This is a genomic window from Streptomyces zingiberis, assembly GCF_012034935.1.
GTDB lineage: Bacteria > Actinomycetota > Actinomycetes > Streptomycetales > Streptomycetaceae > Streptomyces > Streptomyces zingiberis.
In genome coordinates, this window is sequence record NZ_JAATEN010000013.1 from 48,282 (window position 1) to 62,114 (window position 13,833).

Here is a 13,833-nt window from a genome sequence, read left to right on the forward strand (position 1 = left end):
GTGCGCGCCGGGGGCGGCCGGTGGCCCGGTGGCACGGCCCGTCGCGCCCCGCGCCGGGCCGCGCCACCAGGTGTTTCGTCTGTTGTTCAGGTCATCAGGAGATCCGTACGGGGTTGACGAGATCAGCCATGAGGACCAGCAGGGTGAAGCAGATGAAGATGCCGGCCACCACATAGGCGACGGGCATCAGCTTGGCCACGTCGAACGGCCCGGGGTCGGGGCGGCGGAACAGCCGGGCCGCGTGGCGCCGGACGGACTCCCACAGCGCGCCGGCGATGTGGCCGCCGTCCAGCGGCAGCAGCGGCAGCATGTTGAAGAGGAACAGCGACAGGTTGAACCCCGCGACCAGGAAGAGCATGGTCGCCACCTGCTGCTGCGGCGGGATGTCCAGGTTGAACACCTCGCCTCCCACCCGGGCGGCGCCGACCACGCCCATCGGGGAGTCCGGTTCGCGCTCGGCGTCCCCGAAGGTGGCGTCCCACAGGGCGGGGATCTTCGACGGCAGGGCGATCAGGGCCTGCACACCGGAGCTGATCATGTCACCCATGCGGTCGACCGACTGGCCGAAGCTCTGCTGGACCACCCCGGTGGCCGGGCTGAAGCCGAGGAAGCCCGCGGTGACGTACTCACCCTGCACCACCCGGCCCTGGTCGTCGTACTTGACCAGGCGGTTCTCCACCAGGTTCGCCCGCAGGGCCACCGTCTCCCCGCCGCGCTCGACGGTCAGGCCGGCCGGGCCCGTGGTGTCGCGGATGCGGTCCTGGAGGACGGCCCAGTCCGCGATGGGCTCGCCGTCGAAGGCCGTGATGCGGTCGCCCGGCTGGAGTCCGGCCGCCTTGGCGGGAGAGGCCGGGTCACCGGCGCGGCAGCTGTCACGGTTCTCGTTCTGCGAGATCACGCAGTCCGAGACGGTGGAGACGGTGGTGGTCTGGGTGTTGATGCCGAAGCCCATCAGCACGCCCATGAAGACCACGACGGCCAGCACCAGGTTCATGAACGGGCCGGCGAACATCACGATCACCCGCTGCCACGGTTTGCGGGTGTAGAACAGCCGCTTCTCGTCCCCGGGGCGCAGCTCCTCGAAGGCCGCCTCGCGGGCGTCCTCGATCATGGAGCGGAAGGGCGAGGTGGAACGGGCCCGCACGGCGCCGTCGTCCCCCGGCGGGAACATCCCGATCATGCGGATGTAGCCGCCGAACGGGATCGCCTTGATGCCGTACTCCGTCTCCCCCTTGCGCCGGGAGAAGAGGGTGGGGCCGAAACCGACCATGTACTGCGGCACCCGCACGCCGAACATCTTGGCGGTCGACAGGTGCCCCAGCTCGTGCCACGCGATCGAGAAGAGCAGGCCGAGCACGAAGACGACTATGCCGAGCACCGTCATGAGGAGCGTCATGCGCGGACCTCCGATACCGCCGCCATCTCCCGGGCGCGGGCGCGCGCCCACTCCTCCGCCGCCAGGACGTCCGCCACGGTGAGGGAGGTGTCCCGGCCGGTGGCGCCGTGCTCGGCCACCACCTCCGCGACGGTGTCCACGATGCCGTTGAACGGGAGGCGGCCGGCGCGGAACGCCTCCACGCACTCCTCGTTGGCGGCGTTGAACACGGCGGGCGCGGTACCGCCCAGCTCGCCCACGCGCCGGGCCAGCCCCACGGAGGGGAAGGCCTCCTGGTCCAGGGGGAAGAACTCCCAGGAGGAGGCCGTGGTCCAGTCGCACGCGGGCGCGGCGTCCGGCACCCGGTCCGGCCAGCCCAGCCCCAGCGCGATCGGCGTCCGCATGTCCGGAGGGCTCGCCTGGAGCAGCGTCGAGCCGTCGATGAATTCCACCATGGAGTGGACATACGACTGCGGGTGGACGACGACCTCAATCCGGTCGAACGGAACGTCGAAGAGGAGGTGCGCCTCGATCACCTCCAGGCCCTTGTTGACCAGGGTCGCGGAGTTGATGGTGACGACCGGGCCCATGTCCCAGGTGGGGTGGTCCAGCGCCTCGCCGGGGGTGACGGCGGCCAGCTCGGCCCGGGTCCGGCCGCGGAACGGGCCGCCGGAGGCGGTGACCACCAGCTTGCGCACCTCCGCGCGGCTGCCGCCCGCGAGGGCCTGGAAGAGCGCCGAGTGCTCGGAGTCCACCGGCACGATCTGCCCGGGCTTGGCGACCGCCCGGACCAGCGGGCCGCCGGCGATCAGCGACTCCTTGTTGGCCAGGGCGAGGACCCGCCCGGACTCGAGGGCGGCCAGGGTCGGGGCCAGTCCGATGGAGCCGGTGATGCCGTTGAGGACGGTGTGGCATTCGCGGGCGGCGAGTTCGGCGGCCGCGTCCGGGCCGGCCAGGATCTCCGGCAGCGGCTCCGCGCCGTACTCGGCGGACAGGGCCTCCCGCAGCGCCGGCACGGTGTCCTCCCGGGCCACGGCGACCGTGCCGGCGCGGACCTTGCGGGCCTGCTCGGCGAGGAGACCGACCCGGCCGCCGGCCGCCGACAGGCCCATGACCCGGAACCGTCCCGGGTTGCGGAGCACCACGTCGATGGCCTGGGTGCCGATCGAACCGGTGGAGCCGAGAATCACGATGTCCCGCGGACCACCGGTGGCGGCGGCCGCCGGGAAGACCAGATGCGGGTGGGCGAGAGAGTCCGTCATCCCCCCATTGTCACCGGACGGGGCGGCCCCGCCGCACAACGGCCGGCCCCGCGTGCCCGGCTCCTTGTCCGTCCCCTTTTGTCCGTCCCCTTGTCCGGGCACTTCCCGGTCCCTGTCCGGTCACCGCCAGGTCCCTCACCCGGCCACCGCCCGGTGTGTGGCCGGTCACGGGCCGCCCCGCGAAACCGTCCCGCCGGCATGGAACAGCGGCTCACCTGCGCTGCTTCCCGCCACCGTGACCGGTGGCACCGCCGGGGTCCCGCGGGGCGACGCAGTGGATCTTTATCCATCTGGTGCCTGCACCCGTGTTCCTTACGGCAGTGGTCACAACTAGCATCGGCCCCACCACTCGCCGCCTCCACCTGCGGCGATATTTCATGTGACTTCAGCTGGGGTGAAATGGCACTGCGCGCACGTACGCCTGAGAGACCGGGGCGGAGGGCGGGCCGTGTGCCCCAGCCGGGTTCGCTCCGGATGATTCTGCTGGTGCTGGCCGTCATCCCCAGCCTGGCACTGGCCGCCCTGTGGGGCGTCAGCACCGCTCAGCTCGTCACCGACTGGCGGTTGCAGGACCGCCACGCGGCGCTCGCCGAGCGCGGGATCGCGCTGGCCGCGGACCTGAACACCGCCTTCCAGGACGAGCGGCGGCTCACCAGCGCGGTGCTGACCGACGGCTCCGCCTCCCTGACCGCCCTGCGCGAGCAGCGCAACCGCACCGACGCGGCGGTACGCGCCTTCCGCGCGGGCACGGCCGACGACACCTCCGGATTCCACACCGAACTCCGCGAGGCGCTCCACACCACCCGGACGGAGCTGCGGCAGCTCGGTGACATCCGGGACGCCGTGGACGACCGGACCGCCACCGCCGTCGTGGGCTTCGACTCCTACACCGAGGCGATCGACCGCAACCTCCGGCTGGTGGAGGCGCTCGGCAACGTGGACGGCGGCGACGTGAGCGTCCAGGCCCGGCCGCTGACCGACCTGATGTGGGTCGACGAGATGATCTCCCGGGAGGACGCGGTCCTGGCCCACGCCTGGGGGTCGGACCACATCGACAACGCCGAGCGGTCCCGCGTCGCGGAGTGGATCGGGGTGCAGCAGTACCTCATCGCCGACCGGATCGAGGCGCATCTGCCATCGGCGGACATCGAGCGCTTCCAGCGCCTCACGGTGCAGGACTCCTGGCGTACCAAGATCGTGATGGAGCAGACGCTGCTCCAGGGCCCGGTCGCCGACATCTCCACGCTGCCCCGCGACGCCGCCCAGTGGCGGCTGGCCATGGACGGGCTGAAGCCCGAGCTGCGCGGGCTGATCGACTCCCGGGCGGCGGACTTCAACACCGCCGCCGCCGACTCCACCCGGTCGCTGCTGCTGCGGATGCTCGCGGCGAGCTTCATCGGGCTCGGCGCGGTCGCCGTCGTCGTGGCGCTCAGCCTGTGGCTCACCGGCGCCCTGCGCAAGCGGATCCTCGCGCTGCGCGACGAGGCGGCCCGGCTGGAGACGGAGCTGCCCGAGGTCGTGGCGCGGCTGCAACGCGGCGAGGACGTGGACGTGGACTCCGAGGTGCGCGAGGTACCGCACGGCAACGACGAACTGGGGCAGCTGGGGCAGGCGCTCAACCTCGCGCGCCGCAGCGCCGTCGAGACCGCCGTACGGGAGACCGAGCAGCACCGCGGCTTCGAACGGCTGCTCCAGCGCATCGCCCGCCGTACCCAGCTCCTCATCGGCCTCCAGCTGAAGAAGCTGGACGAGATGGAGCGGCGCCACGAGCAGCCGGACGTGCTGGAGGGCCTCTTCGACCTCGACCACCTCGCCGCCCGGCTCCGCCGCTACGAGGAGAACCTGGTGATCCTCGGCGGCGGCCAGCCGCAGCGCCGCTGGCGCAAGCCGGTGCCGCTGCTGGACGTGATGCGGTCCGCGCTGGGCGAGGTGCAGGACTACCGGCGCATCCAGATCGAGGTGCCGGGCTCGCCCTGGGTGTCCGGGCGCGCGGTCGGGCCGGTGACGCACATCGTGGCCGAGCTGATGGAGAACGCCACTGCCTTCTCCAAGCCGCCCAACCCCGTCGAGGCGCGGGCCGGCGTGGTCGGCAACGGGCTCGTGGTGGAGATCGAGGACCGCGGCCTGGGCATGGACCGGGACGAGTACGAGCGGCTCAACCGGATGATGGCCGACCCACCGCGGGTGGACATGCTCTCCCGCGCCGAGGACGCCCGGCTCGGCCTCTACGTCGTCGCCCGGCTCGCCACCGGGCTCGGCCTGACCGTGGAGTTCCGGCCCTCCGTCTTCGGTGGCACCCGGGTGATCGTGATGATCCCCGCCGAGCTGGTCGCGGACGGGCCCGGGCCCCAGGAGGCGGAGGCCCCGGCGCGGGCCGCCGCCCCGGAGCCGGCGGAGCGGATCGCCGGGCCCGCCGGGACGGCGGGACCGGGCGGGCCGGGCGAGCCGTCCGCCGGGGAGGCGCGGTCGGAACTGCCGCGCCGCTCCCCCGGCCGGGCCGCGGCGTCCGTCCCGGGCGCGGCCACACCCGCCGGTGAGGACGGCGCCCGGGTGAACGGCGCCGCCCCGCCCCGGAACGGAACGGCCGCCACGACCGTCACCGTGGAGGAGGACGGGACGGCGGGGGAGGGCGCCGGCGGCGCGGCCACCCCCCTCCCCCGGCGGGTCCGGCAGGCCAGCCTCACCCCCGAACTGCGCCGGGAGCCCCGCCCGGCGTCCGGGGAGCGGGATGTCTCCGGCCCGGAACGGGCGCCCGAACCCGCCCGCTCCGGCGCGGCCGTGGGCGCCTTCCAGCGCCAGTCCCGCACCACCCGCACCCCTGACACCGACAGGCCGGCCCACCAGGGCACTCCCCCGGCCGAAGCAAGCACGCCGGGCACCGGCGGACGAACGAGGGAAGACCGAGAATGAACCAGCGCACCACCGCGACGGACCGGGATCTGGACTGGCTGCTCGACGGCCTCGTCGAACAGGTGGCGGGCACCTTGCACGCCGTCATCCTGTCCGACGACGGCATGGTCGTCAGCCAGTCCGGGACCATCGAGCGCACCGACGCGGAGCGGCTGGCCGCGGTGGCCACGGGCCAGCAGAGCCTCGCCCGCGGCATCGACGAACTGTTCGACGGCGGCACGGTACGCCAGATCATCGTGGAACTGGCGGACCTGTGGCTGTTCGTCATATCCGCCGGCAAGGGGACGCATCTGGCGGTGGTCGCCTCCCAGGAGGTCGACGCCGAGGTGATGTCCGTGGCGATGTACACCCTCGTCCAGCAGGTCGGGAAGAAGCTCGGCACGGAACCGCGCGCCGATTCCTCCGGTGACGGAGGGAGAGCTGGTTGAGCCATTGGACCGAGGGACTGGAACCGGGCGACGAGGACCGCTCCCTCGTCCGGCCGTACGCGATCACCCGCGGACGCACCGCCCCGGAGCGGGACGATCTCCGGCTGATCACCATGGTCGTCACCGTGGACGAGCACGGTGAGAAGACCGCGGCGCGCGGCCTGGAACCCGAGCACCGCGCGATTCTGGAGCAGTGCCGGGAGCCGTCGGCGATCGCGGAGATCGCGGCGACCCTGAATCTTCCGGTCTCGGTGACCAAGATCCTTGTCGGGGACCTGATCACGCAGGGCAGGGTGGCCGTACGGCCGCCGCCCACGGCGCGGCAGGCCGGACTGAACACGACTCTTCTGCAGGCGGTGAGGGATGGGCTGGAGAAACTCTGACCAGGACGCGCGTCCGGAGCGCGGCCGGTCGGCCCCCGCGGCCGTGAAGTTCCTCGTCGCCGGTGGATTCGGCGTCGGGAAGACGACTCTGGTCGGCGCGGTCAGCGAGGTGGCGCCCGTCCGGACCGAGGAGTACCTGACACAGGCCAGCGCCGGCGTGGACGTGATCGAAGGGCTGGCGGAGAAGAGCACCACCACGGTGGCGCTGGACTTCGGCCGGATCTCCATCAGCGCCGAGCTGGTGGTGTACCTGTTCGGCACACCGGGCCAGGAACGTTTCTGGTTCATGTGGAACGACCTGGTGAACGGGGCGCTGGGGGCGATCGTCCTGGTCGACACCCGGCGGCTGGAGGTGAGCTTCGCCTCCATCGACTTCTTCGAGAACCGGGGCGTGCCGTTCGTGGTGGGCGTCAACTGCTTCCACGGGGAGTGCGACCGGACCGCGGAGGAGGTGCGGGAGGCCCTGGACCTCGACCCGGACGTGCCCCTGTTGCTCGGTGACGTACGGCGGCCGGAGGTGGGGCGGGGCCTGATGCTCGCCCTGGTCGACCGGCTGATGGCACAGGCACCGCCGGACGACACCCCGGTGGGCGTGGGCTGACGCGCGGTTCCGGCGGCGGGACGGCGGAACTCCGGGTCCCCGGGGGCCCCGCCGGACCGTCCGCCGGGCGCGTGCCCCGGCGGGCCCCCACCCGGGGTGCCCGCCGGCCCCGCCGGACCGGATGTCCCTGCCGGACCGGACGTCCCTGCATGCCGGGGCCGCCGGGGCATCCGCCGGGTGCGGTGGGCGCACCCGGTGTGCCCCGGGGGCACCGGGCACACGACGACCCGGCATCCACGGCCCCTCCGGGCGGTCCCCGCCGTCACCCCGCCCCGGAGTCGCGGCGCCCGAGCCGGGCCTCCGGGGCGGGGGTTCACCCCGCACCCGCGCCCGTCACTCCGCGCCGGCGGGGTGAGCGGAGCGCGGCATCACCGCGGAGGAGCGGGAACCGCCCCGGATGCGGGCCCGTCTCCGCCTCGGGATCGCCACCGGCGGCCGTCCGACACCTCCGGAGCCCGGCGGGCGGGGCCCCGGCCGCGCCCTCCCCTCCCGGCCCCCGGGCACAGTGGACGCGCGGGGCGGGAGGCCCGGAAGGGAGTCTCCGGGGGCAACCTCCGCACCCGAGCACCTGTTCGCGAGGACAGAGACATCCGCCCTTCGGAAGGCGCGCCATTGAAGCGCTTCGACAGCACCACGGCAACCCCTCTGGACAGGTCGGGGAGGCGGGTCTACTGTCGTCACACGGTCCCGGGAGAGGGCGTGCAGGCCCCCGTCGAAGCGCTTCACCACCACCCGGGCCCGCCGTCCGGGCGCCCGTTCGCCGGGCCGCCAGGCCACCGGGCCGGCCCGCGTACGCCCCTCCTGCCGCTGGGAGACTCTGCATGGTCACTCTCGCCGAGGTCGCCCGGCACGCCGGCGTCTCCGCCAGCACCGTGAGTTACGTCATCAGCGGCAAGCGCTCCATCTCCGCCACCACCCGGGACCGCGTCGAACGCAGTATCCAGGAACTGGGCTACCACCCCAACGCGGGTGCGCGGGCGCTCGCCAGCAGCCGGTCGAACATCATCGCCCTGATGATGCCGCTGCGCACCGACATGTACGTCCCGGTGATGATGGAGATCGCCATCGCCATCGCCACCACCGCCCGCGGCCACGGTTACGACGTTCTGCTGCTGACCGGCGAGGAGGACCCCGCCGCGGTGCGCCGGGTGGCCGGCAGCGGTCTCGCCGACGCCATGATCCTGATGGACGTCGAACTCCTCGACGCGCGGCTCCCTCTGCTGCGCGAGACCGGCCGGCCGGCCGTGCTGATCGGGCTCCCCGCCGACACCACCGGCCTCACCTGCGTCGACCTCGACTTCGCCGCGACGGGCGCGCTCTGCGCCGAGCACCTGGCGGAGCTGGGCCACCGGGAGATCGCCGTCATCGGCGAGGCCGCGGCCGTGTACGAGCGCCACACCGGCTTCGCCGAGCGGACCATGGACGGGTTGCGCCGCCGCGCCCGGGAGCTGGGGCTGCGCCTGCTGCACCGCCCCTGCGAGGGCAGCTACGCCTCGATCGCCGGCACCCTCGCCCGCGTCTTCGACGAACGCCCCGGTACCACCGGCCTCGTGGTGCAGAACGAGAACGCGGTCGACCCGCTGCTCAGCCTCCTGCGCCAGCAGGGCCGGGCGGTGCCGGAGGATGTCTCGGTGGTGGCGGTCTGCCCGGAGCAGGTCGCCGTTCAGGCGTCCGTACCGCTCACCTCCGTCGCCATCCCGGCACAGGAGATGGGGCGGCGCGCGGTGGACCTCGTGGTGGAGAGGCTGGCGGGCCGCGGCTTGCCGCACGTCACCCTGCTCCCGCCCGAACTCGCCGTGCGCGCCAGCTCCGGCCCGGCCCCGGCCGGCGGCTGAGCGGAGCGGTTCCGCCCGTCCCCCGCCCGCCCCCGCCCGTACCGGCGGGAGGCGGGCCGGGCACCGGAGGAGCGCTCCCGGTACCCGGCCCGCCGGCCCCGCCGGGCGGGGAACGGCCCGCGGCCGGCCTCAGCCGCCCGACACGGAGAAGCTGTTGGTGCGGAAGTTCAGGCCGCCGGCCGAGGAGGTGATCTCGTAGCCGAACTGGACGTCACCGATGACCTCGTCACCGATCCATCCCTTGGTGTTCTTCAGCCAGTCGAGGATCGGCTTGATGTTGATCGTGCCGGAGGTGGAGTTCCCGGTGCGGAGGAACGAGTAGACGTTGTTGTGGCCGTTGCTGCCCCGGTGGACGTTCCAGGTGTGGCCGCCGAGGGAGACGGTGTCCTGGCGGGCGCCGATGGGACCGACGGGACCGGTCTGGTTGACCCAGAGCATGATCTCGTGGTTGTACGCGGAGTCCCAGATGTCGTAGCTGGTGTTGTACGCGCCGGAGTTCGGGACGGTGACGTTGTAGGAGCTGGTCAGCGAGGAGATCTGGCTGATCCGCTTGTTCACCACCTTCTTGGCGTTGGGGTAGGACTTCACCCCGCCGGTGTTGGGGTGGTTCGCGGTGACCCCCCAGTCGCTGGAGGAGTTCGCCCAGATGGTCTGCGAGCCCGCCCCCGAGCCCCAGATGTTGTTGTAGAGCGTGTAGCCGCCGGTGGACCAGGTGCCCCACTGGTCGGAGGTCTGCCAGACGGCGGCGTGGGCGGGGGCGGAGGCGAAGACGGTGAGCCCCGCCACGGCGGCGAGGGCGGTCAGGACGGATCTGCGGGTGTGGCGCACGGTGTTCTCCCGTCAGGAGGTGGGGGGACTGGTGCGGTACGGGTCGTGCGGTGGGTGCGGGTGGTGCTCCCCGGTGCGCGGCACGGCGGCGCCGTGGCGGCCCAGGGGGATCTCCGCGGTGTCCTCGCGGCCGGCGGCCGGATCAGGCCCCCGCGGCGGACGGCGGAACGGGGCCGGCGGCGCCGGCTCCGCGACCCGGCCCCGGCGAGGGGGGATCCGGGGCCGGGTCAGCCCTTGACGGCACCGATGAGCATGCCCTTGGTGAAGTGCTTCTGGACGAACGGGTAGACGAGCACGACGGGGACCAGCGCCAGCACCATCACCGCCATCTGCACGGCCAGCGAGGGCACCTGCTGGGTGGCGATCATCTGTGCCATGCCCTGCGGGGCCTGCTCCTTGATGACGAGCTGCCGCAGGATCATCTGGAGCGGCCACTTCGAGGCGTCGTTGAGGTAGATCATCGCGTTGAACCACTGGCTCCAGTAGCCGACGGCGTAGAAGAGGGAGATCACCGCGATGACCGCCTTGGAGAGCGGCATCACGATCCGGAGCAGGATCCGCCACTCCCCGGCGCCGTCGATCCGGGCGCTGTCGATGAGCTCCGGCGCGGTGTTCATGAAGAACGCGCGCAGCACCAGGATGTTGAAGACCGACACGACGCTCGGCAGGATCATCGACCAGTAACTGTCCTGCAAGCCGATACCGGTGACCAGCAAATACGTGGGGATGAGCCCGGCGCTGAAGAACATCGTCACGAGCAGGGTCAGCAGGATGGGCCGGTGCAGCAGCGATCCCGGCCGGGAGAGCCCGTAGGCGCACAGCACGGAGACGGCCATGCTGAGCGCCGTGCCGACCAGGGTGACCAGCAGGGAGACGATCACGGCCCGGGTGACGGTGCCGCCGCCGAGCAGTTCCTGGTAGGCGCGGAAGGTGATGGTCCGGGGGACGACCACCAGGCCGCCGGCCTCGGTGATGGTCCGCTGGTCGGAGAGGCTGGTGACGACCACCACCCACAGCGGCCCGAGGACCGCCAGGCAGATGACGCCGAGGGTGACGCCCTTGAGCCCCTGCCCCACCGGACCCGGCTCCTCCTCCCAGACGGGACGCCCGGGACGGCTCGTCCGGCGCGGCCCGGGGCGTCCGGGGGCCGGCGGTTCCGGCAGCGCGGTGACCCCGGGCAGCGGGGCGCTCGGCGCGGCGCTCATCTGCGGTACACCCCCTGTTCGCCCAGGAGATGGGCGACCTTGTTGGCAAGAAGGACGAGGACGAGGCTGAAGACGCCCTTGATCAGACCGCCCGCGGCGGCGACGCCGTAGTCGCCGTTGGCGATGCCCACCCACCACACGTAGGTGTCGAACACCTCCGAGGCGCCCGGTCCGACGGCGTCCCGTTGCAGCAGGATCTGCTCGAATCCGACGGTGAGGGAGTCCCCGACGCGCAGCACCAGCAGCAGGGCGATGACCGGCCGCAGCGCGGGCAAGGTGACGTGCCACATCCGCCGCAGCCGCCCGGCGCCGTCGGCCGCGGCGGCCTCGTACAGCTCCGGGTTGACGGCGGCGAGCGCGGCGAGGAAGACGATGACGCCCCAGCCGGCGTCCTTCCAGACGAGCTGGGCGGTGACGAGGAACTTGAAGACCGCCGGGTCGGTCATCAGGTCGAAGCCCTCGTGGCCGCGTTCCCGCAGGAACTGGGAGAGCAGCCCCGCGCCGCCCAGCATCTGCTGGAACACGGTGACGACCAGCACCCACGAGAAGAAGTGCGGCAGGTACAGCACGCTCTGCACCGCGCCCCGCACGCGGTCGCTGAGCAGGCTGTTGAGCAGCAGCGCCAGCGCGATGGGGATGGGGAAGAAGAGTGTGAGCTGGAGGAAGGTGATGGCGAGGGTGTTGGCTGCGGCGTCCCAGAAGCGGCTGTCGGAGAAGAGCAGCGAGAAGTTCTCCGCCCCGGTCCACGGGCTGGCCCACAGCCCCGCGAGGAACGGGTCGTAGTCCTTGAAGGCGACCGTGGTCCAGATCAGCGGCACGTAGACGAACAGCCCCAGCAGGCCGACCGCGGGCACCGTCATCAGCAGCAGCGAGCGGTCGCGGCGGAGCCGGTGGCCCAGGCCGGAGCCGGCCGGACCGCCCGGGCGGGCGCCCGCGGCGGGCCCCGGCGCGCTCCCGGCTCCGCCGCCGGCGGCCGGGGGCGCCTCCTGGGCACGGGGCCGTACGGTGCTGCTCACACCCCGCTGCCGTTCTTCTCCAGCAGCTCCGCGTACCAGTCGCGCAGCTTGTCCCCGCCGCCCCTGCGCCAGTCCTCGACCGCCCGCTGCGCGTCGCGCATCGGCTTCCGGCCGCGCACCACGTCCTTGTTGAGGTCCTCGAACGGGGTGTAGAGCGAGGCGTAGCGGTTGGGCTCCTGGATCTGCATCCCGTGGAAGAGCGGCTTGCGCATGTGGCGGCCCATGCGCTGCATCCAGCCGCAGTAGTCCTTCACCATCCGCGGGTGGTCGGGGTAGGCGACGGACGCCTGGGGGGAGACGACGAAGCGGTAGGTGTCCAGGACCTCCTTCACCCCCTTCTCGGTCTTCACCGGTACCCCGTCCTCGATCGTGTGGTGCTCCCCCTCGATGCCGTACTCGATGAGCCGCTGCTCACGGGTGCCGTAGGGCGCGGCGATGAAGTCGGCGAGGGCCAGGCACTCCTCGATCTGCTCCTTCGACAGGTTCTTGTTGAGGAAGGACCAGATGTTCGCGGGGGCGCCCTGGTAGAGGACGGGGTCGCCGCCGTCCGCGCCGAAGAAGTCCATCGCCTGGATGCGGAACCCCGGGTTGGCGGTGGCCTGTTCGAAGGTGAGGCCGTACCACTTGCCGTCGCCGTCGTTCATCATCAGCGACTGCCCGGAGGTGAAGCGGACGGTCATGTCGTTGGCCTTGCCGGCCACGGCGTCCGGGTGGACGACCTTCGCCGCGTAGAGCTTGCGGGTCCACTCCAGGGCTTCGAGGTAGGCGTCCGTCTCGACCTTGTGGACGAGCTTGCCGTTCTCCTCGGTCCAGTAGTACGGCTTCTCGGGCGGGCAGCCGAAGATGATCTGTGCGCTCCACCACATGTCCTCGCAGGCCCACACCCGGCTCTTCGGGCGGGTGATCTCCTTGGCGAGGGCGAGGAACTCGGCGGGGCTGCGCGGGACCTCGTACCCCTCCTTCTCGAAGAGGTCCTGCCGGTAGAAGGGGATGACGCCGCCGAGGGGACGGGCCGGCATCGGCAGGCCGCGGAGCCTGCCGCCGAAGACGGACATCCGCCAGGCGTCGGTGGGGATCGCGGCGAGGTTGGGGTACTTCTTCACCCGGTCACCGGAGAGGTACGGACCGAGGTCGGCGAACTTGGCGCTGATCGCGCCGTGCACCCGGCCCTGCATCTCCCACTGGGGGACGCAGACGATGTCGGCGATGTCGTCGGAGGCGAGGACGGCGCTGAGCTTCTCGCCGTAGTAGTTGCCGTCCTGGGTCTGCCAGCGGACGGTGGCCCCCAGCTCCTTGTTGACGGCCCGGTAGTAGAGGGCGTCCTTCGGCGGCGGGGTGCCCCAGAGCGGGGTGAACGCGGTGTAGGTGCCGCCGCCACCGGGGGCGGAGCGGACGGAGCGGGTCAGGTCCTCCGGGGCGGGCGCCCGGGTGAAGCCGGGGCTGGAACCGTTGCGGCCGGGGATGTCGGGGTCGCTCACGCGGGACGCCACATAGGTGGGCAGCAGCTTCTTGAGGTCCTTGCCGCCGGTGGTGCCGTCCCGGCCGGAACTCTCCCCGGCCGAGCAGCCGGAGAGCAGGGGGACGCCACCGGCCGCGGCAGCGGCGGCGGCCGCTCCGGCGAGTACGGCCCGTCTGCTGGGACGGCCGCGGCCCGGTGCGGCCCGGTGGTCCGGGGCCTGGAACTTCGGCATGCGTCAGCCCTTCGTGGCGTCACCGTCACGCCGGCGCCCAAGAGTCCGGGCGGCCGGCGCGGGCCGGGCCGGGGAGCGGCGGGAGCGGCGGGAGCGGCAGGAAACGGCGGAAAACAGCGGAGAACGGCAGGTGAAGACAGGGAACGTCAAGCAACGGGGTCATGCGGGAGAACGCGAGAAGCACGCAGAGAACAGAACATGCGGACGAGCGGCGGTCGAAGCGCTTCGATGGCGCAGAGGTTAGGTGCGGGGGTGGGGCCGCGCAAGAGCCGTCACAAGAAACCGCTTGCGGACGGGTG

Annotated in this window: 11 protein-coding genes; 5 read left to right on the forward strand and 6 right to left on the reverse strand. The window is 72.4% G+C overall.

From position 1 onward, the window contains the following. Positions 1–94: 94 nt before the first annotated feature. Together HCK00_RS17285 and dxr are read right to left on the reverse strand one after the other, a co-directional pair. Positions 95–1,396 (reverse strand): M50 family metallopeptidase, encoded by a 1,302-nt coding sequence (locus tag HCK00_RS17285; RefSeq protein ID WP_168102882.1) that lies wholly within the window; start codon positions 1,394–1,396, stop codon positions 95–97. Then, on the reverse strand, positions 1,393–2,637 hold the full coding sequence (gene dxr, locus HCK00_RS17290) for a 1-deoxy-D-xylulose-5-phosphate reductoisomerase (protein WP_168102883.1): 1,245 nt from the start codon (positions 2,635–2,637) through the stop codon (positions 1,393–1,395). Before dxr ends, HCK00_RS17285 begins: the two co-directional genes overlap by 4 nt. 450 nt (positions 2,638–3,087) lie before the next feature. Between dxr and HCK00_RS17295 the strand changes: the two genes are divergently transcribed. The 5 genes from HCK00_RS17295 (at position 3,088) to HCK00_RS17315 (ending at position 8,794) form a co-directional block, all read left to right on the forward strand. Continuing rightward, complete coding sequence (locus tag HCK00_RS17295; RefSeq protein ID WP_168102884.1) at positions 3,088–5,547, forward strand: sensor histidine kinase; 2,460 nt, start codon at positions 3,088–3,090, stop codon at positions 5,545–5,547. Further along, a complete protein-coding gene (locus tag HCK00_RS17300) occupies positions 5,544–5,975 on the forward strand; it encodes a roadblock/LC7 domain-containing protein (RefSeq protein ID WP_168102885.1) in 432 nt (143 codons plus the stop codon). Before HCK00_RS17295 ends, HCK00_RS17300 begins: the two co-directional genes overlap by 4 nt. Continuing rightward, the gene (locus HCK00_RS17305; protein ID WP_168102886.1) at positions 5,972–6,358 is read left to right on the forward strand and encodes a DUF742 domain-containing protein; all 387 of its coding nucleotides are present in this window, start codon (positions 5,972–5,974) and stop codon (positions 6,356–6,358) included. Before HCK00_RS17300 ends, HCK00_RS17305 begins: the two co-directional genes overlap by 4 nt. Next, on the forward strand, positions 6,339–6,959 hold the full coding sequence (locus HCK00_RS17310) for a GTP-binding protein (RefSeq protein ID WP_168102887.1): 621 nt from the start codon (positions 6,339–6,341) through the stop codon (positions 6,957–6,959). The genes HCK00_RS17305 and HCK00_RS17310 overlap by 20 nt, the downstream gene beginning before the upstream one ends. An 821-nt stretch (positions 6,960–7,780) precedes the next feature. Then, on the forward strand, positions 7,781–8,794 hold the full coding sequence (locus tag HCK00_RS17315; RefSeq protein ID WP_168102888.1) for a LacI family DNA-binding transcriptional regulator: 1,014 nt from the start codon (positions 7,781–7,783) through the stop codon (positions 8,792–8,794). Positions 8,795–8,923: 129 nt separating this feature from the next. Here HCK00_RS17315 and HCK00_RS17320 read toward each other — a convergent pair whose 3' ends face one another. The 4 genes from HCK00_RS17320 to HCK00_RS17335 form a co-directional block, all read right to left on the reverse strand. Beyond that, on the reverse strand, positions 8,924–9,622 hold the full coding sequence (locus tag HCK00_RS17320; RefSeq protein ID WP_168102889.1) for a glycoside hydrolase family 12 protein: 699 nt from the start codon (positions 9,620–9,622) through the stop codon (positions 8,924–8,926). Positions 9,623–9,849: 227 nt separating this feature from the next. Continuing rightward, positions 9,850–10,827 (reverse strand): carbohydrate ABC transporter permease, encoded by a 978-nt coding sequence (locus tag HCK00_RS17325; protein ID WP_168102890.1) that lies wholly within the window; start codon positions 10,825–10,827, stop codon positions 9,850–9,852. Then, on the reverse strand, positions 10,824–11,843 hold the full coding sequence (locus HCK00_RS17330) for an ABC transporter permease (protein WP_311765363.1): 1,020 nt from the start codon (positions 11,841–11,843) through the stop codon (positions 10,824–10,826). The genes HCK00_RS17325 and HCK00_RS17330 overlap by 4 nt, the downstream gene beginning before the upstream one ends. After that, positions 11,840–13,534 (reverse strand): extracellular solute-binding protein, encoded by a 1,695-nt coding sequence (locus tag HCK00_RS17335; RefSeq protein WP_168102891.1) that lies wholly within the window; start codon positions 13,532–13,534, stop codon positions 11,840–11,842. The genes HCK00_RS17330 and HCK00_RS17335 overlap by 4 nt, the downstream gene beginning before the upstream one ends. Between the last annotated feature and the right edge of the window lie 299 nt (positions 13,535–13,833).

What these genes read in the sequence shown, in the direction of transcription:
- HCK00_RS17285 (WP_168102882.1), bottom strand. Translation starts at nt 1,396, where the DNA reads ATGACGCTCCTCATGACGGTGCTCGGCATAGTCGTCTTCGTGCTCGGC.
- dxr (WP_168102883.1), bottom strand. Translation starts at nt 2,637, where the DNA reads ATGACGGACTCTCTCGCCCACCCGCATCTGGTCTTCCCGGCGGCCGCC.
- HCK00_RS17300 (WP_168102885.1), top strand. Translation starts at nt 5,544, where the DNA reads ATGAACCAGCGCACCACCGCGACGGACCGGGATCTGGACTGGCTGCTC.
- HCK00_RS17310 (WP_168102887.1), top strand. Translation starts at nt 6,339, where the DNA reads ATGGGCTGGAGAAACTCTGACCAGGACGCGCGTCCGGAGCGCGGCCGG.
- HCK00_RS17315 (WP_168102888.1), top strand. Translation starts at nt 7,781, where the DNA reads ATGGTCACTCTCGCCGAGGTCGCCCGGCACGCCGGCGTCTCCGCCAGC.
- HCK00_RS17325 (WP_168102890.1), bottom strand. Translation starts at nt 10,827, where the DNA reads ATGAGCGCCGCGCCGAGCGCCCCGCTGCCCGGGGTCACCGCGCTGCCG.
- HCK00_RS17335 (WP_168102891.1), bottom strand. Translation starts at nt 13,534, where the DNA reads ATGCCGAAGTTCCAGGCCCCGGACCACCGGGCCGCACCGGGCCGCGGC.